The following is a 25747-nucleotide window of genomic DNA, read 5'->3' as shown; positions in this document are numbered from 1 at the left end:
GCGCCGAGAGGACGAACCCTCGGTACGTCGTTACTCGCCCTCGCCGCCCTGCTGGCCGTAACCCTGCTCGGGGCCCTGCTCGGGACCCTGCTCCGGGCCCTGCTCGGGACCCTGCTCCGGGCCCTGCTCGGGACCCTGCTCGGGACCGGCCTTCTGGTCCTCCGGCTGACCCTGCGGCTGCACCTGCGGGCCGTAGTAACCGCTGCCGACGGCAACGGCGTTGGCCGACGAGTTGGCCACGGCGGTGACGCCCTGGCCCGGCTCCTCGCCACCGGCGGCGAAGCTGGCCCCGGCACCGATGAAGGACAGGCCGGCAATCGCCGCCGCTACGACCGCGGCACGCTGAAACTTACGCATGATTGACCCTTTCTTATCCGGGCAGGACAGCCCGGCTCGACTACGCAATGTGAGCATATACACACATTTCGTAGTCATTCAGGATCTAACTCGCTCATGTCGCGTCGTCCCCGCGTCGCGTCGTCGCCCGCCAATGGCCCGCATGCCGGTCCTCGCGGGTGCCGGTCGATCCCCACGTCTCGGGGGAACAGGTCACCTCGGGCCCGAGCCGCGCCCTCCCGTTGCCCAGAACGGCAGGCATCGTCAGGGGCTGCACCGTCTGACAGGTGTCCTGGTGGGGCGGGAGTTCACCTTCGGGGACCTCGCCCTCGAACCGCTGGGTGCAGGTGAGGTTGCCCAGGACGTCCTGGACGCAGGCCCCCGGGCCCGCTCCGGCATACGCCTGGGTGATGCCGGTACCGGCCACGACGAGGCCGCCGACGAGCACCGAGAGAGCCGCGATCCTCTTCCTGTCGAACATGGTCAAGCTCACCCTGTGAAAGCGGTGTTGTACTGACCGCAGGTGGTGTCCGTGGTGCCCGCGAGACCCAGGACACCGATCGGGACATCGTTTTCGGCGACCGTCTGCGGACTGCACTCCTGGTAGGGGCGGTAGAGGTCGGACACCTGCAGCCCGTTGGCGCCACTGTCGGCGACAGCGGTGCCGGCACCGAGGGCAGACAGGCCGCCGGCCGCCGCCACCGCCGCGAACACGACCTTCTGAAGCTTGCGCATGGAAACCTCGATTCTTTTTCTGTACATCGGGACCGATTGCCTAGCGTGACCACTCAAACACTAGCAGTAGCCGCATGCGACTTACCTCGCGGGAGATCCGTGTTCCCCATGGGCATATAGGCCGACGAAATCACCAGACGGACGCCAATTGACCGCGTGGCACCGCGGGTTGCCGTTCGTCATATACGCCGCCGATACCAATACGGTCGTATCAAAGGGAAGTTGAGTCAGAGGTATTCCGGCTGCGTGGTTCGAATGTGTTCACCCGCCGGCACGGAGGCAATCAGGTCCCGCAGTCGCTCGGCATACCGCCGCACGTTCTTGTAGGCGACCTCGGTGTCCGGGTAACGGCAGGCGAACCAGAGCCCCTCGTGCAGCCGGCTGACCCAGGCGCACACCTGGTCGCCGTACGACACCCGGATCAGCCCGTACGTCTTCTGCTCGGTCCAGTCGGCCGAACCGGGGGTGAGGCGGGCGTCCGTGTACGAGACGATCGAGTACATGTCGGGCGAGGTCGGACGGAAGTCCGCGCCGAGCAGCCGCAGTACGCGGGCCAGCGGAATACGCGCCAGCGACCGGTTGGCCCGCAGTTCGGCGCGCACGGTGGCGAGCGCGCCGTCGAAGTCCCGTGCCGCGGGCACCTCGATCGGTGCGCCGCCGACGTACCAGCCCACGGAGTCCGACCATTCGGACTTCAGTCGGGTGTGGAACGGCACGACCGTACGGTAGACCGGCTGCCCGCCGAGTTCGTGGACGATCAGACTGGTCGCGGCCAGGATGCCGACCAGGCTGCCGCCGTAGGGCCGGCAGTGCGCCTCGAACGCGGCGGCGGTGTCCGCGTCGACGAGCGGCTCGCACATCAGCTTCTGGGCGGGCAGCGCGCCACCGGGTCGCAGACCGAGGTCGACGGGGAACTCCGGAAGCCTCCCGTCGCACCGGGCGATGAACTCCCGCCAGCGCCCGACGATCGCGTGGGTGTCGTCGATCCCGTCCGCGTTCGCCCGCTCGTGCCGGCAGAAGTCGACGTAACTCCCCACCGGCGCACCGGTGACGGGCCGCCCCGAGACGCCGGCCGTGTACAGCCCGTGGATCTCGTTCGAGGTGAGCTGGAGGGAGTAGGCGTCGACATTGGTGTGGTCGAAGGCCATGTACACGCTGGTGGAGTCGTCGCGGACGACCGCCGCGTAGATGAGGTTCGGCCAGCCGAGGGCGTCCGCCGCGACGTCGAATCGGTCCTGCAGGTAACGGGTCAGCACCTCCGCGTCGGCGAAGTCGCCGACCACCTCGCGCTGCAGCGTCACGTCGTTCGCGTCGAGCGTGAACCGGCGCATGTCGTCGCCGACCCACCGGAAGCCGCTGCGCAGCGTCTCGTGACGCAACGTCCAGCCTCGCAAGGCCTCTTCCAGCGCGTCGAGGTCGGCCCGGCCCGGCAGGTCGAACGCCGTGCCGAGCCAGGTCGGTACGAACAACCCGTCCTCGCGCACCGCCCGCGCCGTTCTGATGTGCGACTCCTGGATGTACGCCGGCGGCCGCGGATCCGGCGGGAGCGCTGTCGCGGCCGCGACGGTCGCCGGGCTGAACGTCCACTCGACTAGCCGTCCGGGCCGGACCTCGCAGCGCTGAATGTCAGAAATTCGCACGATGGCGTCTCCTTCACAGAAGACACCAGCTTGATCAAGGCGGGGCCGTGTGCGAGCGATGGCCGCTGTGTCGCCCGCTTTTCAGCGGGACGTGTGACACCTCGAACGGCCAAGCGATCAACCGGTGTTGCTCAGGACAGCCACTCCTTCCACACCGAGGGGTGACCGTCCACCCACTTCTTGGCGGCCTCCTGAGGACTCAGCTTCTGGTCGGCGATCATCAGCGAGACCTCGTTCTGGTCCTCGGTGGTCCACTTGAACTTCTTCAGGAAGGCCGCCGCCTTGCCGCCGCTCTTCGCGAAGTCCGCGTTGAGGTACTTCTGCAGCGGGGTGTGCGGATAGGCGCAGGCGACCTTGGCCGCGTCGGCGTCACAACCCTCCTGGTACGCCGGGAGCTTCACCTCGGTCATCGGCACCTTCTTGAACAGCCACTGGGGCGAGTACCAGTAGGTCAGGAAGGGCTTCTTCTCCTTGGCGAACTGCTTCATCTGGGTGATCTGGGCGGCCTCGGAACCGGCGAAGACGACCTGGTAGTCCAGCTTCAGGTTGTTCACCAGCGCCTTGTCGTTGGTGACGTACGACGGTGAGCCGTCGAGGAGTTGGCCCTTGCCGCCGCTCTCCGCGGTGCGGAAGAGCGAGGCGTACTTGTTGAGGTTCTTCCAGTTCGTGATGTCGGGGTGCTGCTTGACCAGATAGGTCGGCACGAACCACCCGATGTGCCCGGTGACTCCGAGGTCCCCGGCACGGCCGATGGTCTTCTTGTCCTCGACGTACCGCTTCTCCTGGTCCGGGTGGCCCCAGTCCTCCAGGATCGCGTCGACGCGTCCCTGGCTGAGCGCGTCCCAGGCGGGCACCTCGTCCACCTGCACGGTGTCGACGCGGTAGCCCAGTTCGTGTTCGAGCAGGTACTGGGCGACGGCCACGTTGGACTGCGCGCCGACCCAGGACTGCACGGACAGGGTCACGGTCTTCGATCCCCGCGCGTTGGCGAAGGGCGAGGCCTGCTTGGTCATGTCGGCGGCACCGCAGCCGGTCGCGAGGACGAGCACGGAGGCGGCGGCCACGAGGGTCGTACGGCGCATGGTCAGGCTCCCTTCCCCGTACGGCGCTCCGTGGGCTGGGTGACCCGGTCGAGCATCAGGCCCAGGCAGACGATGGCGGCACCGGCCACCAGTCCGGTCGCCAGATCGCCCTGGGCGAGACCGAAGGCGACGTCGTAGCCGAGGGCGCCACCGCCGACCAGGCCGCCGATGATGACGACGGCGAGGACCAGCACCACGCCCTGGTTGACGGCGAGCAGCAACGCGGGCCGGGCGAGCGGCAGTTGGACCTGCCACAGCTGCTGACGGCCGGTGGCGCCGAGCGACCGCGCGGACTCCAGGGCGGCGGGGTCGACCTGCCGCAGCCCCTGGGCGGTGATCCGTACGACGGCGGGCAGCGCGTAGACGACGGCGGCCGCCACGGCCGGGGCGCGGCCGACGCCGAACAGGGCGACGACCGGGATCAGGTACACGAACTGCGGCATGGTCTGGAACACGTCCAGGACCGGGCGCAGGGCGCGTTCGACGCGGTCGCTGCGGGCGGCGGCGATACCGGTCGCGAAACCGAGCACGAGGGTGACCGCGACGGCCGCGAGGACCTGGGACAGCGTGTCAAGGGACGGCTCCCACACCCCCAGCACGCCGATCGCGGCCATCGCGAGGACGGCGGTGAGCGCGGTGCGCCAGGTGCCGATCAGCCAGGCCAGGGCGGCGACGACGAGCAGCACCGCCCACCAGGGCAGCCACTGCAGGCCGGACCGGACGGGGTCCAGGATCCAGGTGGTGAAGTGGGCCGCCCAGTCGGCGGTGCCGCCCACGACCGGGACGCCCGAGTACAGGTGGGCGGTCATCCAGTCGACGGCACGGTTGACCGGTTCGGCGAAGTTCACGGTCCAGGCGGCGGGCCAGTCGAGGCCGCCGAGGAGACGGGCGACGACGGCCACGGCCACCGTGGCGGCGAGGGCCCTGAGGAGGCCGAGCGGGGAGGGGCGGGTGTCGCCCCGGTCGCCCGCCGCGGCGGTGATGCGGTCCAGGACGACCGCGAGGAGCACGATCGGAATACCGGCGGCGAGGGCCGCGCCGACGTCGACCGAGGCGAGGGCCTGGTAGACGCGGTCGCCGAGGCCGCCGGCGCCGATGACGGAGGCGATGACCGCCATCGACAGCGCCATCATGATCGTCTGGTTGAGGCCGAGGAGGAGTTCCTTGCGGGCCAGCGGGATACGGGCGGTCAGCAGCCGTTGCCGGCCGGTGGCGCCCAGGGACTCCACGGCCTCCAGGACCTCCGGGTCGGCGCCGCGCAGACCGAGGGCGGTGAGCCTGGCCATGGGCGGGGCGGCGTAGACGACCGTGGCGAGGACGGCGGCGGGGACGCCGATGCCGAAGACCAGGACGACCGGGAGGAGGTAGGCGAAGGCGGGGAGCACCTGCATGGTGTCCAGGACCGGGCGCAGGGCGCGGTTCAGCCGGTCGGAGAGACCGGCACCGAGGCCGAGGACCAGGCCGACGGCGACGGACGCGAGGACGGCCACGACCATCAGGGCGAGGGTCTGCATCGTCGGCACCCACATGCCGAGGGCACCGCAGGCGAGGAAGGCGACGGCCGTACCGACGGCGAGCCGGAGCCCGGCGACGCGGTGCGCTACGGCGGCGGCGAGCACGGTGACGCCGGGCCAGCCCGCGGCGAGGAGGACGAGGTAGACGACGCGGACGGTGAGGACGACGGCGTTGCTGATGTAGCCGAGGAAGTAGAGGAAGAGGGGGTGGGTGTCGCGGTTGTCGATCACCCAGTTGCTGGCGGAGGTGAGCGGTGCGGAGAGGTCGACGGTGAGGGTGTGGGGCCAGGCGGCGCTGGTCCAGTGGGAGTCGGCGAGGGGGACGAGGACAGCCGCGACCACGGCCAGGACGAGCAGCTTGCGCACGGCCTGGCCGGCGGGCAGGGCTATTCGACGGGGAGTCGGAACACTGATCGTCGCCATCAGACACCCTCCGGGCTGGTGCGGGGGGCGGGGGGGTTCACTGACCCGCGCTCGGGAGGAGCCCCATCGGCCGCGGGACTCTGCGACGGACGGTACGGCTCCCCACCCAGAGGCGCGGGGCTCTGCCCGCTGCGGCTCTGCCGCGTGGGCGCCACCGGCCCACCGCTGGCCGCGGCCGAATGCCCGCCCGTGGGCGGCTTCGCCACGATGCCGAGCAGCGTGTCCGCGTCCACGACGCCCACGCACCGGTCCCCCTCCACGACCCGTGCCGGGGCGCCGGCCGCGGCCACCACGTCGATCGCCTCGGCGACCGTCGACCGCACGCCGACCACCGGGCCCGTCTCGGTCTCTCCCGCCGCCGGCGCCCGCATCGCGGAGCCGACCGTCAGGACCTGCTCGCGCGGTACGTCCCGTACGAACTCCCGGACGTAGTCGTCGGCCGGGGAGCCCACGATCTCCTCCGGCGTACCGAGCTGCACCACCCGGCCGTCCCGCATCAGCGCGATGCGGTCGCCGAGCTTGAGCGCCTCGCTCAGGTCATGCGTGATGAAGACCATCGTGCGGCCCTCCTCCTGGTGCAGGCGGACCACCTCCTCCTGCATGTCCCGCCTGATCAGCGGGTCGAGCGCGCTGAACGGCTCGTCGAAGAGGAGCACGTCGGGGTCGACGGCGAGCGCCCGCGCCAGCCCGACCCGCTGGCGCTGACCGCCGGACAGCTGGCCGGGGCGGCGCTGCTCCATGCCCTCCAGACCGACCTTGGCGACGACCTCCGCGGCCCGCCTGCGCCGCTCGGACCTGCCGACGCCCTGGATCTCCAGGCCGTACGCGACGTTGTCGAGGACGGACCGGTGCGGCAGCAGCCCGAAGTGCTGGAAGACCATCGCCGCGCGGTGCCGGCGCAGCTCCCGCAGCCGCCCCTTGTCCATCGCCCGGACGTCCTCACCGTCGATGACGATCGTGCCGGACGTGGGCTCGATGAGCCGTGTCAGGCAACGGACCAGCGTCGACTTCCCGGAGCCGGACAGGCCCATCACCACGAAGACCTCGCCCTTGCGCACGTCGAAGGAGACGTCGCGGACGGCGGCCGTACAGCCGGTGCGGGCGCGCAGGTCGGCGGGCGCGAGCCCGGTCAGCTCGGGGTCCGCGGGAACGCGGTCGGCCTTCGGGCCGAAGACCTTCCACAGTCCGTCGACGGAGAAGACAGGGGTCGAGCCCGGGGGTGTGGCAGGGGTCGCCACAGGGGTCGTACTGGTCATCACGCACCGCCCTTCAGTAGGTCCACGGCCCTCTCGCCGACCATCAGCACTCCGATCATCGGGTTCACGGCCGGCATGGTCGGGAAGACGGAGGCGTCGGCGACACGGATGCCGTCCAGGCCGCGGATCCTCAACTCCGGGTCCACCACGGCCTGTCGGTCGTCCGCGGAGCCCATACGGCAGGTGCCCGCCGGGTGGTACACCGTGTGCGCGACCTTGCGGGCGTACTCGCTGAGCTCGGCGTCGCCGAGGATCTCCGGCCCCGGGCACACCTCGCGCTTCAGCCAGCCGGCCAGCGGCTCGGTCTTCGCGATCTCGCGGGCGATGCGGATGCCGTCGACGAGGGTGCGGCCGTCGTAGTCGTCCTCGTCGGTGAAGTAGCGGAAGTCCAGCGCGGGCTTCACGGACGGGTCGGCGCTGGTGAGGTACAACCGGCCGCGGCTGCGCGGCTTGGGGATGTTCGGGGTCATCGAGACGCCGAACTCCGGTCGCCGGTAGCCCAGTCGCTCCGGGTTGTCCGTGAACGGGATCTGGTAGAAGTGGAACATCAGGTCCGGGCCCGCGTGTTCGGGGTCGCGGCGCACGAACAGGCCCGCGTCGGAGTCCATCGCGGAGTTCTCGGGGATCGGGCCGTTCGTCTCCCAGACGATCACCGACTCGGGGTGGTCGAGGAGGTTCTCGCCGACGCCCGGAAGGTCGAGCGCGACCGGGATGCCGAGCGCTTCGAGGTCCTGGGCCGGGCCGATGCCCGAGTGCAGGAGCAGGCGCGGGGAGTCGACGGCGCCCGCGCTCAGTACGACCTCGTTGCGGGCCCGTATCAGCAGGTCCTCGCCGTCCTTGGTGCGGACGTGGACGCCCTCGGCGCGGGTGCCGTCCAGCTCCAGCCGGTGCGCCCAGGTCTCCAGCAGGATCGTCAGGTTGGGCCGCTTGTCCATCACCGGGTGGAGGTAGGCCACCGAGGCGCTGGAGCGCTTGTTGTCCTCGGGGTGGTAGGCGAGGTCGAAGAAGCCCGCGCCCTCGGTGAACGGCTTGCGGTTGAAGCCCTCCACGCGCGGCACGCCCAGCGCCTCCTGCGCCGCGTCGACGAAGTCGCGGGCGATGGCGTTCCGGTCCTTCTCGTCGACCGGGACGATGTTGTTGAGGAGACGGGCGTAGTACGCCTCCATCGGGACCGCGCCCCAGCCCTTGGCGCCGGCCGCCTCCCACTCGTCCCAGTCGGAGGGCAGCGGCTTGAAGGCGATGAGCGTGTTGTGCGACGAGCAGCCGCCGAGGACGCGGGCCCGGCTGTGCCGGATGTGGGAGTTGCCGCGCGGCTGCTCGGTGGTCGGGTAGTCGTAGTCCAGCTCGCCGCCGAGCAGGCCCATCCAGCGGCGCAGGGTGAGGACGTCGTCGCGGCCGACGTCGCTGGGACCGCCCTCGATCACGGCGACCGTGACGTCGGGGTTCTCGGTGAGACGGGAGGCTATGACGGAACCCGCGGTTCCGCCGCCTATCACGACGTAGTCGTAGGTGTGGGACTGGGACATGGGGGTACTCCAAAAACTTCCGAAGACCTCGGTGGGGCTTCTCGCGTCGCCGCTCTTCTCGTCCGGCGGCTCTTCTCGCGTCGTGGCTTCTCGGGTACGGCGGCCGGGTGGGCTCAGCCGGCGAACCAGCGCACCGGCCGTGGCGTGAGGTTCTGGTAGACGTGCTTGGTCTCGCGGTACTCGGCGAGCCCGGCGGGCCCCAGTTCGCGGCCGGTGCCGCTCTTTCCGAAGCCGCCCCACTCCGCCTGCGGGAGGTAGGGGTGGAAGTCGTTGATCCAGACGGTGCCGTGCCGCAGCCGTCCCGCGACCCGGCGGGCGCGTCCGGCGTCGGCGGTCCAGACGGCACCGGCCAGGCCGTACTCGGTGTCGTTGGCGAGGGTGACCGCCTCGTCCTCGGTGCGGAAGGTCTCGACGGTGAGGACCGGTCCGAAGACCTCCTCGCGGACGACCTTCATCTCCCGGTGGCACTGGTCGAGCACGGTCGGCTCGTAGAAGTAGCCGCCGGCGGGGCGGTCGGCGGACGGTTCGGGGCGCTTGCCGCCGGAGCGCAGCACCGCGCCCTCCGCCAGCGCCGACGCCACATACGCCTCGGTCTTGGCGCGCTGCTGCTCGGAGACGAGCGGGCCGCACTCGACGCCGTCGGCCGTGCCCCGGCCCAGCCGGATCCGGGCGGCCCGGCGGGCGAGTTCGGCGACGAACCGTTCCCTGAGCGGCTCCTCGACGATCAGCCGGGCGCCGGCCGAGCAGACCTGGCCGCTGTGGATGAAGGCGGCGTTGAGGGCCTGGTCGACGGCGGTGTCGAAGCCCTCGTCGGTGGCGCAGGCGTCGGCGAAGACGACGTTGGGGTTCTTGCCGCCGAGTTCGAGGGCGACCTTCTTGACCGACACGGCGGCCGCCTGGGCGACCTTGACCCCGCTGACCAGTCCGCCGGTGAAGGAGACCAGGTCGACATCGGGGTGCTCGGCGAGGCGGGCGCCCACGCTGTGTCCGGGGCCGGTGACGAGGTTGGCGACGCCGGCCGGCAGCCCGGCCTCCGCCAGCAGCTCGATCAGCGCGACGGTCGTCAGCGGGGTGATCTCGCTCGGCTTGATCACGAAGGTGTTGCCCGCCGCCAGCGCCGGAGCGATCTTCCAGCTGGCCTGGAGCAGGGGGTAGTTCCAGGGGGTGATCAGGGCGCAGACGCCGACGGGCTCGTGGACGACGACGCTGTGGATGTCGGGTGAGCCCGCGTCCACCACCCGGCCCGCACCCTCGGCCGCCACCAGATCGGCGAAGTAGCGGAAGGCGTCGGCGACACAGTCGATGTCGACCCGGCCCTCCTCGACGGTCTTGCCCGCGTCCCGGCTCTCCAGGAGGCCCAGCTTCTCGCGGTCGCGCACGAGCAGGCCCGCCACCCTGCGGAGCAGGGCGGCGCGCTCGGCGACCGGGGTGCGGGGCCAGTCGCCGGTGTCGAAGGCACGCCGGGCGGCGGCCACCGCCGTCTCCGCGTCCTTCTCGTCACCCTCGGCGACCACGGCGAAAGGCAGGCCGTCCGCGGGGTCGATGATCTCGCGTGTCGCGCCGGAGATGGCTTCCAGCCACTCGCCTCCGACCTGGATGGTCGCTTGTGCCGTTCGGTCCGCCATGATCGGTATTGCCTTCCGTTCCTGTTCAGTGCCCCTGTGTGACAGAGGAGTCACACGCGGGGACCGTCACCCCCTGCCCTCGGTCCGGGATTGCATGCGCAATCGATGGCCGAAAGTGTGCTGCATCACTGAACATTCGGATGAAACGGGGCAAAAACACCCTCTCAGGGTGTGGCAGTCGACGGTTCGGGGCGCGTGGCGTGCCGGGGCCTGCTCCTGGTCGAGATCTGCCCGACGAGTTCCCAGAAGCACACCAGAGCGGTCACGGGCGGAATCCCGAAGATCACTAACGACAACAGCGCATGGGACGAATGGCTGGCACACAGCGCCACGGCCAGGACGGAGGCGGCCAGCACCACGCACCAGGACCGGCGCGCACTCCGGTGCTGAGCGGTGGCCCGCAGGACGGAGAGCGCCGCCACGAACCACGGGCCGTACACCGTCAGCGGCCAGTACTGCGCCAGCCCCGCGGGCAGCACCGACGAGGCGATCCCACGCAGCTGCCCATAGGAGTAGCAGACGGACCAGACCAGCATGCACACCGCACACAGCGAGACCGTCGCGATCAGGAGCGTGATGTGCGTGACGCTCCGGCCGCCGTCGAGCAGATGGGAGTCCTGGCGGAGTCGCCGACGACTGCTCCTGCGCTGGGCCGGTACGTCCAGCAGGGTGGGAGTCGTGGCCGCACCGGCCGGCGCGGACAGCATCTGGGCCAGTTCCTCGACCGGGTCCCAGTCGTTCGGCGCGACGTCCGGCTCCGGCGCGCCCCAGGCATGGTCGTAGAGACCCGGATGGTCGTAGAGACCGGGATGCTCGTACAGACCGGGATGGTCATGAAGACCGGGATGGCCATAGAGACCGGGCTGGTCATAGAGACCCGCATCGCGCTGAATCCCGTCCATCGATAAAACCTCCGCACCCTGCTTCAGGACGCGCCGTACAGATCGGCCAACGTCCGCCGATAATCCTTTTCCAGCGCATTGATTCTCTTCAGGAAATCATCGAGCAGGTCCGAGCATGAGGTGATATCCATACTTCCGGGCCAGCGGAGCGCTGTCGTCGGGTGATCCTCGGCGGTAAGCCAGTCCAATCGCGTCACGGTCACCTAACGACCGTCACACAGGACGGGGTTTGGGGCGTTCGGGGGAATTTAGGTCACCCGGAAGAGAACCTATAGAATACCTGGCACCGCACACTAACTGAAGAAATTGCGAATGGACGGGCGATTATATTCCGCGGATACTGGAATTAAATGAATGGCGGCAGGGGGGTGCGGGAACGGGCGTTCAGTCCACGCCGGCGTCCGCGTCACAGTCCGTGTCCGGCGGGCAGAACCAGTCCACCGCCGTCGTCAGATGGCCCAGCTCGTCGTCGCGGCCGTCGGAGTCGGGGCCGTAGGAGGCGACTGCGTAGATGTTGCCGTCGGCTGCGACGAACCGCTCGTCGACGACGTGCCAGGTGCCGACGTCCGGCTCTCCGCCGATCGTGCCGGCCAGGTACTCCAGCCGGGAGCCGGTGAAGCCGACGTCGTCGAGGCTGGTCAGACCCAGCTCCTGGAAGCCGTCCGGCTTGGGGGTCTGGTCGGAGAGGTAGAGCTCGAAGGAGGCGTCCGGGGAGTCCTCGGCGACCTGGTAGACCTGCAGCCGGTGCGCACGGTCCGGGCTGCGGTAGCTGACGACGGCGATGCCGTACGAGGAGTCGACGGTGGACCGCGACCAGCCCTCGGGGACGGCGATCCGGAAGCCCTCGGCGTCGTGCCGCACCTCGTATCCGGCGGGCGGGGCGGAGGCAGACGGGGACGGGGTGCCGCTGTCGGAGGGCGACTCCGACACCGTCCGGGGCGCCGCGGAGGGGGTCGGGCTGACGGAGGAGAGGGCCACGGCAGGCTTGCCGTGGCCCTCCCCCTTACCGACCACCAGGGTCAGCACCAGGCTGACGGCCACACCGACGACGGCGGCCCCGACCACGACGGACCACACAACCCTGCGCCCGGGCCACCGGGAGAACCCGGCCACCTGGTCCGGCCCGGCGGACACCCAGCCCGACTCAGCGGGCGCCCAGACCGTTCCGACGGGCGGTGGGACCGACTGGGCGGGCGCCCAGACCGTCTCGCCGGGCGGTGGGGCCGATCGGACGGACGGTGGGGCCGATTCGCCGGGCGCCCACGGCGAATCGTCGGCCGGCCGGACGGGAGCACCACCGGCCGACGACCACGACGGCCCCCGGCCCCCCTCCGCCCACCACTCCCCCGGCGGAGCCGAAGCCGGCGTCGGTACCGATATCGGAGGGGACGGCGGAGCCGGAGCCGACGCCGGAGCCGCCGCCGGAGAGGAAGGCGGTACCGGAGCCGGAGCCGACGCCGGAAGGGACGGCGGTAGCGGAGCCGGAGCCGACGCCGGTGCTGACGCCGGAGGGGAAGGTGGTGTCGGAGCCGGTGCCGACGCCTCCGGTGGTCGGCTCTCCTGTCGGGTCGGTGGTGGCGGAGTCGCTGTCGGCCCGGCAGGCGACGGCTGGGGGCCGGCCTCCCAGCGTTGTGCGTCCTCGTTCCAGTGCCGTGCGCCCCCGTTGCTCATCGGCTCTCTCACCTCCCCAGCAGGCCGGCCAGTGTGCCCGCCGAGGCCAGAACGTTCAGGAGGGCCTGGGAGTCGGTGAGGAGTTCGCGCAGGCGTTCCCGGCGGGTGGGGCCCGCCTGGCCGGTGCGGGTGATCTCGTCCTCGGTCTCCGCGAGCGCCGTGCCCAGCGCCGCCGTCTGCTCGGTGCCCCGCACCCGCGCCAGGTCGGCGCGCAACTCCCGTACCGCCGTGAGGAGTTCCTCGTCGGCCGGGGAGCCGGTGGCGCCGTGGTGGTGGCTCTCGGCGTGCGCGTGGCTGCCGATGGCGAACGTGCTCCCGGAGATGTTCCCCAGGGTGACCTGCGGCTCGTCACTTGCCATTGCTGTCGGGCCCCTTCTGCGTCGTGTAACCGGTGGCGGTGGCGTGGCTGCCGAAGGCGAGCGTGGAGCCCTCGACCCGGTCGATGCTCACGTTGGTGCTGTTGTTGACGGTCTTCTGGACGAACTCGCCGGTCTCGTAACCGGCGTCGGCGAGCGCGGCCCGTACGCCGTTCGCCACCCGGTCCTGGATGCTGCGCAGGTACCGGACGACGTCCATCTCCTGGAAGTGGGAGCCGACCTCCACCGCGCCCAGTTCCCGCACGGACAGCGCCGGCCCCTCGGGCAGCGCACCCGCGTGGCCGCCGGTCAGCAGCCGCCAGAGGTACACCGCGCCCCGGCCGAGCTGGCCCACCGAGCGGCCCACCGAGCCGGGGACCAGGGCGATCGCGGCGGCGGTCTTGCCGGCCCAGTTGTTGTTCCGGAACCGGTGGGCGGTGCGGTCGGCGCCCTTGAAGTCCGCGCGGACCGGGGTCAGTACATGCGGGGCGATCTCCAGCACGAGCATCCGGCCCTGGGTGTGGATGCGCACGAACACCGTGACGACCACCTCCTCCTCCCAGCCGCCGACGCGGATCCGCAGGAAGTGCCGGCGCTTCTCGGCGCCCTCCTCGACGGCCCGTGCCCGGTGCTCCTCGAAGGCCTCCGGGGTGTACGGCGCCTGGTCCCGGGTGAGCAGGCCCTCGGTGGGCAGGAACACGCACTCGTCGATCTCCAGCTGGCGCAGCCGGTCGCGGTTGCCGGGTCCGGCGTACTCGGCGGGGACGCGGAGCTGTTCGAGCAGCGGGCGGACCTTCTCCAGGATCGCCCGGTTGCTGAGCGGCTGCCGCTCCTTCTTCAGCTCGTCGGGCTTGAGTTCGACGGCGAGCACCCACGTGTCGTAGGCGGCGCCCGCCCCGCAGAACGGGTCGGCCTCGTTGTACATGATCAGCGGCGCGTGCTGTTCGATCCGGATGCGCTGCTTGAGCCGCTGGAAGCGGGGGTTCTCCGCCTTCTCGGCGGGGTCGTTCGCGGCGTCCGGGAAGCGCTGCGGGGAGAGCTCGCCGGCCAGCGCCCGGCTGAACTGGGTGCGCTGGGCGTGCGCGCACAGGGCGACACCGGCGAACACGGCGAGGGTGAGCCAGGCGTGCCAGGCCTCGGCCAGGCCGCTGAGGTCGCCGAGGCCCGGGGTGAACAGGTCGCCGAAGCCGGTCGAGTCGGAGTAGCTGGAGCCGTAGTAGTAACCGTCGGAGCCGTACGAGTCGTACGACGCGCTGTCGTCCGAGCCGCCGCCGAACGCGATGACGAGGGTCGCGATCAGGGCGACCGCGTAGAACGACCGGCCCCACCAGCGGAGCAGGAAGGCGGCGATCACCCGGTGCAGCGGTGGGCGGGCGGCGCGGCCCCTGATCCAGGGCGCGACGGCGAGCGCGATGCCCGGCACCAGGAAGAGCAGGAGCAGCCCGCCGCTGAGCGGCAGCCCCACCACCCACAGGCCGAGGATCGCCCCGGCCCAGAGCAGTTCCTGGCGGCGGGCGCGCAGGGCGTGGGCGAGGACCCGGGCGGCGTCGAAGCCGAGCGAGGGCGCCGCGATCCGCTGTTCGTTGAGGTGGAGTTCCTCGATGACCCGGTCCCGGTACGCGGAGTCCAGATAGGTGCCCGCGCACAGCAGCCGGCTGGCCTCACTGGCGTACGGCGGTACGGGCGGCAGCGCGGGCGGTGCCCCGGCGGGCGGCCCCGGTTGTGGTTGTTGCGGCACGTAGGTGGTGCTCACGACGATCCCCCGATGCGTGTGACATGCGGTGCTGGAAGTGCGCTGCTAGACGCCGAGTTGACAAACCATCAGCATAGGGGGACGACCGTGACCGGTGAAACGGAATTGACCGAAGTCGCCGCAGGTCAGAAGTCGGCCGACGGGACTACTCCCCGGTACCGACAACGGCACCGGAGCTGCCGGTCATCAACTCCCGTACGCAGCGCCGGAGCCAGGCGTGTGCCGGGTCGGCGTCATGGCGCGGGTGCCAGGCCAGCCCGATGCTGACCGGCGGGAGGTCGAGCGGTACGTCGAAGGTGACCAGGCCCAGTGCGGTGGCCAGGGGCGCGCTCCAGGAGGTGATCAGACCGATCAGGTCGGAGTCGCGGAGCACGAACAGGGAGGCCGGGAAGGTGCCGACGGTGCCCACCACCCGGCGCTCCAGACCGAGTTCGGCCAGCGCGGTGTCCACCGGACCGTGCAGCTTGCCGCGCCGGGAGACGTTCAGATGACCGGCCGCGGTGGCGTACCGCTCGGGCGTCGGCTCGCCGTCCAGGAGCGGGTGTCCGGCCCGTACGACACCCAGCATGCGGTCCTCGTGGAGGTGCTCCACGCGTACCTCGGGCGCGGAGGTGTCGATCACTCCCAGCTCCAGGTCGGCGATGCCGTGCCGCAGGAACGGCGCGTCGACGTGGCTCTCGGCGAGGAAGCGGATGCGGATGCCGGGCGCCTCCTCGGCGGCCCGGGCGAACAGGGTCGCGCCATGGGTGCCGGCGATCGCGTCGTGGCCGATGATCGTGAGCGTCCGGGAGACGGTCCGCAGATCGGTGTCCCCCGGCGCGAACAGCGCCCGCGCCCGCTCCACCACCGCGCTCACCTCGGCGCGGACGGCCAGCGCGTGCGGGGTCGGCACCATCGCGCGCCCGGCCCGTACCAGCACCGGATCGCCGAGCGCCTTGCGGATCCGGCCGAGGGTGCGGCTCATGGCCGGTTCGGACAGGTGCAGCCGCCGGGCGGCCCCCTGCACGCTCTGCTCTTCGAGCAGGACGTCCAGCGCGACCAGCAGATTGAGGTCGAGGCTGCCGGGCGCCTCGGCGGATTGCGTCATACGCAGTCGTCCCTTGCGAAGGTTGCACTGGAAGGCAGGTCGGACCCGAGCCTACGGTGACAGGGCACCCCACACCACCCACCGAGCTCCCGGGAGGAGCCGTGCCCTCGCACACCCTGAAACGCCCCACCCTCCTCGTGCTGTGCGCCTGCGTGCTGGTCGCGCAGAGCATGGTCGCCGCCATCAACCTGCTCATCCCGCAACTGGGTTCGTCGTCCCTGCACCCCTCGCACAGCGAGATCCTGTGGACGGTCGACGCGTATGTCATCGCCTTCGCCGGCCTGCTGATCCCGGCCGGCGCGCTCGGCGACCGGTACGGCCGCAAGGGCGCCCTGCTCGCGGGCCTCGCCCTGTTCGCGGCGGGCGCCGCCACCAGCGCGCTCGCACCGGATCCCGCCGTCCTGATCGCGGGCCGGGGCCTGTCCGGCGCCGGGGCGGCCCTGATCACCCCGGCCACCCTGTCGATCCTTGTCCACCTCTCCGCCCCCGACCGGCGCGCCGGCGCCCTGGCCTCCTGGACCCTGGCGATCGGCCTGGGCGGCGCGGCCGGCAACATCGGCGGCGGACTGGTCGGCCAGTTCCTGTCCTGGCGGGCGCTGTTCATCGCCATGGTCCCGCTGGCGGCCCTGCTCGCCATGGCCGTCGCCGTCACCACCCCGCGCACCGACCGCTCCCCGCACAGCCGTCTCGATCCGCTGGGCACCCTGTTCCTCACGGCGGGCCTGGTGGCGGTGCTGTTCGGCATCATCGAGGGCCCGACGTACGGCTGGGCGTCCGCGCCCATCCTCGGCTCCTTCGCGGCGGGCGCGGCCCTGACCGCCCTCTTCACCGGGCACGCCCTGCGCTCGCCCAAGCCTCTCTTCGACCCGCGCGTCTTCGCCTCCTCCCGGCTGCGCTCGGCGTCCCTCGGCACGGCGACGGGCTTCTTCGGCCTGTTCTCCCTCTTCTTCGTCAACTCGCAGTACCTGCAAGGTGTCAAGGGCTACGACGCCGCCCTCACCGGCGTCGCGATCATGCCGCTGACGATCGGCATGGCCCTGGTCCCGAGGCTGGCCACCCGCTGGGCGGGACATCCGCGCCCGGTGGTCGGCGCCGGGCTCGGGCTGATCGGCCTCGGCCTGCTCGGCGCCTCCACCGTCGACGCGTCCACGCCGTACTGGACGTACGCCTGCTGGTTGCTGGTCATCTCGGCCGGCACCGGCCTGTCCATGCCGGCCCTGACCCTGGGCGTCGTCACCTCGCTGCCGCCGCATCAGGCGGGCCTGGGCTCGGGCCTCGGCACCACGGCCCGGGAGACCGGCGCGGCCCTGGGGGTCGCGGTCACCGGGACGATCCTGTCCGCCCACACCGACCTGGCCTCCGGCATGGGCCCGGCGCTGCGCGCGGTCGCGCTGCTGGTGCTCGCGGCGACGGTGCTCGTGGTGGCCGGTTACCGCGACCGACCCCCGACACGTACTATCGCGTCCGGCACGAAACACGTACTATCGCGTTCATCCGGTGCCTGAGCAACTCCCCTCACCATACGGCCCGTTGAGGAGCCTCCCATGCCCGCCCTGCTGAATCCCGTCCTCGACCTGCTGACCCTGCGGGGCACCGTCACCGAGGCCGAACACATCACCGCCCGGATACGCCGGGTGCGCATCGACGGCGACCAGCTCGCCGGGCTCGACGTCCGCCCCGGCCAGCAGGTCCGGGTCCTGGTCACCGGCCTGACCCTGCGCACGTACTCCGTGTGGCACTACGACCCGTCCGGCGTCGTCGAGTTGTGTGTGCTGGACCATCCCGAGGGCGGGCCGGGGGCCCGGTGGGGGCGTACGGTCTCCACCGGCGAGCAGGTACGGCTGCGCAGGCCCGAGGGCACGTTCACGCTGCGTCCCGAGGCCGCCCACCATGTCTTCGTCGGCGACGAGACGGCCTCGGTCGCCTTCGGCGCGATGCTCGCGGCGCTGCCCGAGGAGGCCACCGTCTCCGGGTGCGTGGAGACGGCGACCGCGGCGGACCGGCTGCCCCTCCCGTACGCGGAGCGCCTCGACTGGCTGCTCCGCGGCGAGACCGCACTGCCGGAGGCGGTACGCCGGCTCGCCCCCGAGCCCGGCGGGATCGCGTATGTCGCCGGGGAGGCGCGGGCCGTGCAGGCGGTGCGGAAGGTGCTCGTCCAGGAGGCGGGATGGGACCGGCGGGCGGTCCTCACCAAGCCGTTCTGGACGCCGGGGAAGAAGGGGATGGAGTGACGACGGCACTCAGGAGCACTGAGTGCCGTCAGGGCAGAAGGAGTCGACGGCCGTGGTGAGCGGGCCCCGGATCAGCGCGGCGGGGAGACTCCCGGGGCCGCTGGAGCGGATCGCGTACAGGGTGCCGTCGGCGGCCTGGAAGCGGTGGTCGATGACCTGCCGGGTGCCCTTGTCCTTGTCCTCGTAGCGGTACGACAGTTCGGCCCAGGTGTCGCCGGAGGTACGGTCACCTGCCTGGTAACCGGGTTGCTTCGCGTACCCGTACCCGGGGTCGTTCTCGGCGAGGTCGAGGGACTCGGACGGGGTGGCCTCGGAGAGCGCGAAGATCTGCAACTGGCGCCCGTCGGACGGGGAGTCGTAGTACACCACCGGTGCCTTCTCCCCCTGCTGCTGCCGCCGGGTCCACCCCTGGGGCACGTCGAGGGTGTACCCGACGGGATCGCGCGCGACGCGGTATCCGGAGGCGACGGAGGGGGTGGGGGTGGGGCTGGAGCTGGCGGTGGGCTCCGGCGACGCGGGCGCCGACGACTTGGCACTGACGCTCACGCTCACGGACGGGGCGGCTCCGGTGCCGGAGCGCTCACCGCCGTCCCGGCCGAGGTACCAGACCCCCAGCCCGGAGAGACCGGCGACGAGAACCAGACCGACGACCGCGGCAAGCGCACGACCGGACCGCCGCCGCGGGGTGTACCCGCCCGGCGGAGGCGTCGCCGCAAGCCGCTGCCCCGACGAGGTCGAAGCACCGGACCAGGGCGGCGGGGTGTAGCCCCTCCGCACCTCACCCGGGGACGGGGGCAGGGCCGGCGCCGGATAGCGACCACCGGGCGGCGGCGGGACGGGCGGAGCGGGCGCCGCCGAGACAGGGAGGGTCGGGGAGGAGGGCGGAGACTGCGCCCACGAGGCAGGCAGGGTCGGGGACGAGGACGGAGACTGCGGCGACGAAGCGGGCAGGGTTGGGGGCGCAGACGAGAACGTGGTCGGGAGGGGAGGCAGGCCGGGGGACGGGGTCGGTGGCCACGGCGGGCGTCCCTCGTCCTCAGCCGGCTCGTGCCCGGGACCGTACGGCTCGTCGCCACCGCCCTGCGCGCCGGGCGCGGAACGCTTTGTGCGCCGCGGTTTCTCCAGGGACACCGGCCACTCGGACCGCCGCGATCCCTCCGGCGCCGGCGACCGCCCAGCAAACCCGACACTCTCCGGCGACGGCGGCCACTCGGACGGCCGCGGCCCCTCCGGCGCCGGCGACCGCTCCGAAGGCCACGGGCTCACCGGCGGCTCCGGGCCGTCCTGTTGCCACGGGACCTCCGGGAGTCCCGTGTGCCGTGGGGGCGCCGTCGGCCATCTCTGGGTGCTCGGCTCCTCCGGCTCCTCCTGGTGGCCGGGCTCTTCCGCCTGCCGCGGATCCTCCGGCGGCTCGCTCCGGCCGGTCGGGGCGCTGGGCCCCGTGGCTTCCTCGGGCCAACCGCCCTCGCCGGTGCCGCCGTTCCTGTCGCTCATCGCGAACCCCCCGATTCACTCCACCGCTTGCCTCTTCCGACGGTAGCGGCGGAAACGGGAACGGGCCCCGTTCCGGACGAAACCGGAGTGGGGCCCGTGGGTGCGGGAGGCTCAGATGAGGCCGAGGGCGCGGACCGCGTCGCGCTCCTCCGCCAGCTCCTGCACCGAGGCGTCGATGCGGGCGCGGGAGAACTCGCTGATCTCCAGGCCCTGCACGATCTCGTACACGCCGTCCTTGGTGGTGACCGGGAAGGAGGAGATCAGGCCCTCCGGGACGCCGTAGGAGCCGTCCGACGGGATGCCCATGGAGGTCCAGTCGCCGTCGGCGGTGCCGTTGACCCAGGTGTGGACGTGGTCGATGGCGGCGTTGGCGGCGGAGGCCGCCGAGGAGGCGCCGCGGGCCTCGATGATGGCCGCGCCGCGCTTGGCGACGGTCGGGATGAACTCCTCGGCCAGCCACTTCTCGTCGTTCACGACCTCCGCGGCGTTCTTGCCGGCGACGGTCGCGTGGAAGATGTCGGGGTACTGGGTGGCGGAGTGGTTGCCCCAGATGGTCAGACGCTTGATGTCGGCGACCGTGGAGCCCGTCTTCTTCGCCAGCTGGGTCAGCGCGCGGTTGTGGTCGAGGCGGGTCATCGCGGTGAAGCGCTCGGCCGGTACGTCCGGCGCCGCGGCCTGCGCGATCAGCGCGTTCGTGTTGGCCGGGTTGCCGACGACCAGGACCTTGATGTCGTCCGCCGCGTGGTCGTTGATGGCCTTGCCCTGCGGCTTGAAGATGCCGCCGTTGGCCTCCAGGAGGTCACCGCGCTCCATGCCCTTGGTGCGCGGGCGGGCGCCCACGAGGAGGGCGACGTTGGCACCGTCGAAGGCGACGTTCGGGTCGTCGGTGATGTCGATGCCCGCCAGGAGCGGGAAGGCGCAGTCGTCCAGCTCCATCGCGGTGCCCTCGGCGGCCTTGAGCGCGGGCGTGATCTCCAGGAGGCGGAGCCGGACCGGCACGTCCGCGCCGAGCAGCTGGCCGGAGGCGATGCGGAAGAGCAGGGCGTAACCGATCTGGCCGGCCGCGCCGGTGACGGTGACGTTCACGGGAGTGCGGGTCATGGCGTTCTCCGTATGACAGCTGGCGGTGGGCGTCCTTGCCCTGGGGTGCGGACGTACAAATGATCGATCTCTCGGCATCAAGAGATCCACCGGTCAGGCTATCGCGCATTCCGCATGCCGGACGTGGAGGGGTGGGTGTGGCTCACCCCACAGGCCGTGCCGCCACGGACGTGACCCTACCGACGGGCCCCCGCAAGCGACGTACGAAAGAGGCGGCCGCCCGTCCGGGAGAGGTGAGACGGGGCGGCCGCCATCGGGGGTACCGGAATCCGGACTCCCGTGGGGGGTACGGTTCGCCTGCCCGGGAAACGCCACGGCATTCCTGGGCACGCCGATTTTCTACGAGGTGCACCCCGTCCGCCCCGACGCCAGCGTCGCGCACGCCTTGGCCTGGGCCGCGTCCCGTACCGCCACCATCGGCGTGTACGCGATCGTGTCGCCGACGGCCGTGATGTCACCGGTCTTCGTGGTGGTGCCGGCCGTGACCCGTACCGAGTCGCCCGGGGCGGCACCGGTGATACGGCCCCACGCGGCGCCGCAGGTGCTGCTGTAGCGGACCTCCAGGGTGGTCGCGCCGACCGTGGCGGTCTTGGCGGTGGTCACCAGGTCGCCGCTGCACCCCATGGCCTCCGCGTCCTTGCCGGTGCAGCCGGCGCCCGCGCACTTCACGCCGGCCGGCAGGTCGGTGCCGGCGCTGGTGGACGGGGCGGACGAGGTGGCACCGCTCCGGTTCTTCTTCCCGTCGCCGCCGTCGTTGCCGGTGAGGAAGAAGACGGCGGCGACGACCACGGCCACGCCGACCACCCCCGCGAGGAACATGGTCAGGCGCCGCCGGCCGCCGCCGGGGGCACCCGTCCCCCCGGGCGCGGCCGGCCCGCGGGACCCCGTCCCCTCCCGGCGGTTCGCGTCGGGTGCCGTCGGCTGGGGCGGGATGGTGGGCGAGACGCCCGCCGGCCCGGCGATCCCCGGCGTCGCCACCGCGCCGGCCGCCCGGCGCGGCGCCTTGCCGCCGGCCTTGCTCCCGGCCGTGGTCGTGGAGGTGGCCGGCGGCGCCCCGAACTCCCCGAGCGCGGCCCGCGCCTGGGAGACCCGGATCGCCTCCATCGTCATGTCGTGACGCATCTCCGAACGGCTCCAGGCCCGTTCGGCCAGCTCCCACATCGTGGTGAGATGGACGGGATTGGCGCCGGTGACCTCGGCGAGCGCGACGACCGCACCCTTGGGTGCCAGCAGGCGCCCGCCCAGGTACCGCTCCCAGGACGTCTTGCTGTAGCCGGTGCGGTCGGACAGTGCCGCGACGCTCAGCCCGCTGCGGTCCACGAGCCGCCGCAACTGGGTCGCGAACTCTCTTACCTGCGGATCGAGTTCATCCGGCAGAGCCTTCCAACGAGGCATTGCTTCCCCCCTCTTCCCCCGGTCCTCCCCGGTCCTCTTGTCCCCGGTTCAGTGCCCGTGTCTTCCCCGCGTTCCCCTTGCGCGTGGTGCCCCCGCGCCGGTCCCCGTTCTGGCTACCCAGCGGACCGCGGCGCCCCCGGAACCCAGTCCCCCGGCAGGGGGCGTACAGGAGCACTGACCCGCCCACGTGCACCGTCGCACGCCCACCGTGACGCGGTCCAACGGGCCTTCGGCTCGCCCCGATTGGACACGTTAGCCCGCTTGTGAGTCGTCTTCGTGACATATCCGCGAACTTGTCAACACATCGACACACCGGTCATCGGGCCGTGACCTCGCGGGTCACAGGAGACCCGGCTCACCCGAGAAGCACGGCACCGACGACCGCCGCCAGGAGCAGGACGAGCAGCAGCAGGGCCGCGGCCGGCAGCAGCAGCCCGTGCGGGCGGGGCGCCGGCTCCTCCTCCGGGCGGTCCCACCACGGGAGGGTGGGGTCGTCCTCGTACTCCCCGGCGCCGGGCGGCCGTTCCGGCAGGTTCGCCGGGCGCGGCCAGGCCTGGACGGCCAACTCCCAGCGCACGGTGTGCCGTTCGGCGTCGGCGCCGGTGAGGCCCGCGACCCGGCACAGCGCGGCGACGGCCTGCCGCGGCGGCGGCTGTACGGCGTTGAGGTACCGCTGCCAGGAGGACTTGCTGTACGCGGTGCGGGCGCCCAGCGCGACCAGGCTGAGATTGGTGCCGTCCTTGAGGAGCCGTAACTGCTCCACGAAGTGCCGTACCTCCGCAGGGAGCCCCTCCGGCAGCGGCTGCCAGCCGCCCATCACGCACCTCCACGGCTTCCCGCGTTGCCAGTTCGTTGCCAGTTCAGAGCGGGTGACGACAGTCGGCGGTCCTACGGTTCCCGCAGGCTGTGGCAGTGCGGGCGGTCCGTGGCGGAACTGTCACCTCTGTGCCACAGCACACGGACAGCCGTTGAACAGCCGCCGCGCGATGGGAAGGCTGAAACCCGACGGCGGTCCGTCCTGCTCGGGGGAGGGGACGGGCCGCCTTGCAGCCCCTTTCAGCCGCCCAGGCCGCCCGGCCCCGCGGGGCCGCCCAGCCCGCCATCACGACCGTCCCGCACGCGATCAGCGTGTCGACGGCGAGTGGGGGCGGGTTCCGCAGTCACATCGCCGCAGCGTAACGCGGGGGTCCGGGGTGGGGAGTCAACCACCGGAGGTACCACGGAAGTTGTAGGGGGTTCCATCAGAAGGGGGATTCGCCTGGGGTACCGGGTCCCTACCTTCGAACAGGGGGAAGGCCCGCACCCACCGGGGGAGGTGCGGGCCCTTTGCAAGCGCCGGCTGCGGGAGCGCCCCCGAAGGGGCGCGGGGCTGTGTCGATGTGCGGCTACCGTCGCGTGGGCGCGACCAGCCCCCGCACACCCGCAGCCGACCCCGAACCGGACCCGCTAGCTCCTCATCGTGAAGTGCAGCGTGTCCTTCAGATACGGGATCACCAGCCAGGGCTTCGGCTGTGCCATCAACGCCAGCAGCACGATCGCCAGCCCCAGCACCCCGTACGTCGCGATGTCCGTGAACCGGGACCGCACCGCCAGCATCCCCACGCTCGGCAGTATCCAGCGCATCACCGCCCCCGCGAGCAGCGCCGCCCCGATCAGCAGCGCCCCCACCCGGAACTGGTCCAGCGAGGTCAGCAGCAACCCCACGGCGACGGTGGCCAGCACCACCAGCAGCGGCCACTGCCGGGCCGGCGCCGGCAGGTCTCCCGACGCGGCCCTGCCGCCGCCCTCGGGGCGTGCCGTGTCCCGTGTGAACAGCGGGAACCGCCGGGTCGCCCGGCGCCCCGCCTCCTGTCCGTGACCGCCGTCAGCCGACACTGCGCTCCGCCGCCTCGACCACGTTGACGAGCAGCTGCGCCCGGGTCATCGGCCCGACACCGCCGGGGTTCGGGGAGAGCCACCCGGCGACCTCGGCGACGTCGGGGTGCACATCGCCGACGATCTTGCCGTCGGCGTTGCGGGAGACGCCGATGTCGAGGACGGCCGCGCCCGGCTTGACGTCCTCGGCGCGGATCAGGTGCGGGGACCCGGCCGCGGCGACGATGATGTCGGCGCGCTTGAGATGGGCGGACAGGTCACGCGTGCCGGTGTGGCACTGGGTCACCGTCGCGTTCTCGCTGCGCCGGGTGAGCAGCAGCGGCATCGGGCGCCCGATGGTCACGCCACGGCCGACGACCACGACCTCGGCGCCCTTGATCTCGACGCCGTAGCGGCGCAGCAGGGTCAGCACGCCGTTGGGGGTGCAGGGCAGCGGCGCGGGCTCGCCGAGCACCAGCCGGCCGAGGTTCATCGGGTGCAGGCCGTCCGCGTCCTTGTGCGGGTCCATCAGCTCGAGGATGCGGTTCTCGTCGATGCCCTTGGGCAGCGGGAGCTGGACGATGTAGCCGGTGCAGGCCGGGTCGTCGTTGAGCTCGCGGACGACGGCCTCGATCTCCTCCTGGGTCGCGGTGGCGGGCAGCTCGCGCTGGATGGAGGCGATGCCGACCTGCGCACAGTCACGGTGCTTGCCGGCGACGTACTTCTGACTGCCGGGGTCGTCCCCGACCAGGATCGTGCCGAGGCCGGGCGTGACTCCCTTCTCCTTCAGCGCCGCCACGCGGGCGGTCAGATCGGACTTGATCGCGGCTGCGGTGGCCTTGCCATCGAGAATCTGGGCGGTCATGGCTCCATCCTCGCGGATGCCGGTGTCCCGGTTCCAGTCGGGTGTGCGGTCATGATCAATGATGTTGCACTTGCACAACACCTCGCGAATCGGACTGGACAACAACTCGCCCTTACTAAACGATGAGCGGCGCAGTATCGCGGTCCGGTTGGGGGGCAAACCGCTCAAATCATGACGTACCTCCGTCCCAATCCGCGTCGTCCCCGCAGGTCCAACGGAGGAATCGGCCATGAGTTTCGGCTCGCCCAACAACCCCTACGGTCAGCAGCCGCAGAACCCGCAGCAGGGTCAGCCCGGCTACGGCTACCCGACGCAGCAGCCCGGTTACCAGCAGGCCCCGCAGGGCGTGCCGCCGCAGCAGGGGTACGGCTACCCCCAGCAGCCCGGTTACCCGCAGCAGGGCGGTTACGGCTACCCGCAGCAGGGTTACGGCGCGACCCCGCCGTACGCGAACTGGGGCCAGCGCTTCCTCGGCACCCTCGTGGACGGCCTGGTCTTCCTGGTGCCGTACATCCTGGTGATCGTCGGCAAGGACACCCCGGCGCTGGCGGCCATCGGCGGTCTCGCCCTTCTCGGCCTGGCGATCTGGCAGCTGATCATGGAAGGCCGCACCGGCCAGACCGTCGGCAAGAAGGCGCTGGGCATCCGCCTGGTGAAGGAGGCCACCGGCCAGCCGATCGGCGTCGGCATGGCCTTCGTGCGCCGTATCGCCCACATCCTGGACAGCCTCGCCTGCTACCTGGGCTGGCTGTGGCCGGCGTGGGACTCCAAGCGCCAGACGTTCGCCGACAAGGTGTGCGGCACGATCGTGATCCGCAGCAACTGAGCGCCGACTGAGCAACCGGCCGACTCCGGCACGCGCCAAGGGCCGTGTCCCCCGCCCGGGGGACACGGCCCTGGT

General features: G+C 71.6%; 24 protein-coding genes. 3 read left to right on the top strand and 21 right to left on the bottom strand.

The annotated features are described in order from the left end of the window. Positions 1-30 precede the first annotated feature (30 nt). The 15 genes from ACZ5K7_RS14280 to ACZ5K7_RS14210 form a co-directional block, all read right to left on the bottom strand. Positions 31-357 carry a hypothetical protein gene (locus ACZ5K7_RS14280; protein WP_468913368.1) on the bottom strand — a complete coding sequence of 109 codons (327 nt, stop codon included), beginning with the start codon at positions 355-357 and terminating at the stop codon, positions 31-33. 94 nt (positions 358-451) lie between these two features. Further along, positions 452-817, bottom strand: a complete 366-nt coding sequence (locus ACZ5K7_RS14275) for a hypothetical protein (RefSeq protein ID WP_468913366.1) — start codon at positions 815-817, stop codon at positions 452-454. Between the two features lie 8 nt (positions 818-825). Continuing rightward, a complete protein-coding gene (locus ACZ5K7_RS14270) occupies positions 826-1071 on the bottom strand; it encodes a hypothetical protein (RefSeq protein WP_351693352.1) in 246 nt (81 codons plus the stop codon). A gap of 227 nt (positions 1072-1298) precedes the next feature. After that, positions 1299-2711 (bottom strand): condensation domain-containing protein, encoded by a 1413-nt coding sequence (locus tag ACZ5K7_RS14265; protein ID WP_351693355.1) that lies wholly within the window; start codon positions 2709-2711, stop codon positions 1299-1301. Between the two features lie 131 nt (positions 2712-2842). After that, a complete protein-coding gene (locus ACZ5K7_RS14260) occupies positions 2843-3793 on the bottom strand; it encodes an ABC transporter substrate-binding protein (protein WP_351693358.1) in 951 nt (316 codons plus the stop codon). Positions 3794-3795: 2 nt separating this feature from the next. Further along, entirely contained in the window at positions 3796-5730 is a 1935-nt protein-coding gene (locus ACZ5K7_RS14255; protein WP_468913363.1) for an ABC transporter permease, read from the bottom strand. After that, complete coding sequence (locus ACZ5K7_RS14250) at positions 5730-6986, bottom strand: quaternary amine ABC transporter ATP-binding protein (protein ID WP_468913361.1); 1257 nt, start codon at positions 6984-6986, stop codon at positions 5730-5732. Before ACZ5K7_RS14250 ends, ACZ5K7_RS14255 begins: the two co-directional genes overlap by 1 nt. Further along, positions 6986-8512 (bottom strand): GMC family oxidoreductase, encoded by a 1527-nt coding sequence (locus tag ACZ5K7_RS14245; RefSeq protein WP_468913359.1) that lies wholly within the window; start codon positions 8510-8512, stop codon positions 6986-6988. Before ACZ5K7_RS14245 ends, ACZ5K7_RS14250 begins: the two co-directional genes overlap by 1 nt. A gap of 113 nt (positions 8513-8625) precedes the next feature. Next, complete coding sequence (locus tag ACZ5K7_RS14240) at positions 8626-10137, bottom strand: aldehyde dehydrogenase family protein (protein WP_351693370.1); 1512 nt, start codon at positions 10135-10137, stop codon at positions 8626-8628. 164 nt (positions 10138-10301) lie between these two features. Then, positions 10302-11039: a DUF2637 domain-containing protein gene (locus ACZ5K7_RS14235; protein WP_351693373.1), complete on the bottom strand. Its 738-nt coding sequence runs from the start codon at positions 11037-11039 to the stop codon at positions 10302-10304. Between the two features lie 23 nt (positions 11040-11062). Then, the gene (locus ACZ5K7_RS14230; protein ID WP_351693376.1) at positions 11063-11242 is read right to left on the bottom strand and encodes a hypothetical protein; all 180 of its coding nucleotides are present in this window, start codon (positions 11240-11242) and stop codon (positions 11063-11065) included. Positions 11243-11423: 181 nt separating this feature from the next. Next, entirely contained in the window at positions 11424-12173 is a 750-nt protein-coding gene (locus ACZ5K7_RS14225; protein ID WP_468913357.1) for a hypothetical protein, read from the bottom strand. Between the two features lie 545 nt (positions 12174-12718). Then, positions 12719-13069: a hypothetical protein gene (locus ACZ5K7_RS14220; protein WP_468913356.1), complete on the bottom strand. Its 351-nt coding sequence runs from the start codon at positions 13067-13069 to the stop codon at positions 12719-12721. Continuing rightward, positions 13059-14819: a hypothetical protein gene (locus ACZ5K7_RS14215; RefSeq protein WP_468913355.1), complete on the bottom strand. Its 1761-nt coding sequence runs from the start codon at positions 14817-14819 to the stop codon at positions 13059-13061. The genes ACZ5K7_RS14220 and ACZ5K7_RS14215 overlap by 11 nt, the downstream gene beginning before the upstream one ends. 145 nt (positions 14820-14964) lie before the next feature. Continuing rightward, entirely contained in the window at positions 14965-15906 is a 942-nt protein-coding gene (locus tag ACZ5K7_RS14210) for a LysR family transcriptional regulator (RefSeq protein WP_468913353.1), read from the bottom strand. A 101-nt stretch (positions 15907-16007) separates the two neighbouring features. Between ACZ5K7_RS14210 and ACZ5K7_RS14205 the strand changes: the two genes are divergently transcribed. Beyond that, positions 16008-17411, top strand: a complete 1404-nt coding sequence (locus tag ACZ5K7_RS14205) for an MFS transporter (RefSeq protein WP_468913351.1) — start codon at positions 16008-16010, stop codon at positions 17409-17411. Between the two features lie 39 nt (positions 17412-17450). After that, positions 17451-18137 carry a siderophore-interacting protein gene (locus tag ACZ5K7_RS14200; RefSeq protein ID WP_468913350.1) on the top strand — a complete coding sequence of 229 codons (687 nt, stop codon included), beginning with the start codon at positions 17451-17453 and terminating at the stop codon, positions 18135-18137. A 9-nt stretch (positions 18138-18146) separates the two neighbouring features. On the opposite strand, the gene ACZ5K7_RS14195 is transcribed toward ACZ5K7_RS14200, so the two are convergent. From ACZ5K7_RS14195 to ACZ5K7_RS14170, 6 genes are all read right to left on the bottom strand, one after another. Next, a complete protein-coding gene (locus ACZ5K7_RS14195; protein WP_468913348.1) occupies positions 18147-18689 on the bottom strand; it encodes a hypothetical protein in 543 nt (180 codons plus the stop codon). A 1053-nt stretch (positions 18690-19742) separates the two neighbouring features. Continuing rightward, positions 19743-20732: a malate dehydrogenase gene (locus tag ACZ5K7_RS14190; RefSeq protein WP_351693400.1), complete on the bottom strand. Its 990-nt coding sequence runs from the start codon at positions 20730-20732 to the stop codon at positions 19743-19745. Positions 20733-21071: 339 nt separating this feature from the next. Then, a complete protein-coding gene (locus ACZ5K7_RS14185; RefSeq protein WP_351693403.1) occupies positions 21072-22127 on the bottom strand; it encodes a helix-turn-helix domain-containing protein in 1056 nt (351 codons plus the stop codon). A 355-nt stretch (positions 22128-22482) separates the two neighbouring features. Further along, positions 22483-22944, bottom strand: coding sequence for a helix-turn-helix domain-containing protein (locus tag ACZ5K7_RS14180; protein ID WP_468913345.1), 462 nt, complete (start codon positions 22942-22944; stop codon positions 22483-22485). A gap of 629 nt (positions 22945-23573) precedes the next feature. Continuing rightward, a complete protein-coding gene (locus tag ACZ5K7_RS14175; RefSeq protein WP_351693409.1) occupies positions 23574-24002 on the bottom strand; it encodes a DUF3017 domain-containing protein in 429 nt (142 codons plus the stop codon). Continuing rightward, entirely contained in the window at positions 23992-24846 is an 855-nt protein-coding gene (locus ACZ5K7_RS14170; protein WP_365794560.1) for a bifunctional methylenetetrahydrofolate dehydrogenase/methenyltetrahydrofolate cyclohydrolase, read from the bottom strand. The genes ACZ5K7_RS14175 and ACZ5K7_RS14170 overlap by 11 nt, the downstream gene beginning before the upstream one ends. A 229-nt stretch (positions 24847-25075) precedes the next feature. Between ACZ5K7_RS14170 and ACZ5K7_RS14165 the strand changes: the two genes are divergently transcribed. Continuing rightward, positions 25076-25672, top strand: coding sequence for an RDD family protein (locus ACZ5K7_RS14165; RefSeq protein ID WP_351693415.1), 597 nt, complete (start codon positions 25076-25078; stop codon positions 25670-25672). The last annotated feature ends 75 nt before the right edge of the window (positions 25673-25747 follow it).

Source organism: Streptomyces sp. NPDC031497 (assembly GCF_055580905.1).
The sequence above is the reverse complement of the archived record's forward strand: the minus strand, read 5'-3'. Positions and strand labels throughout refer to the sequence as shown.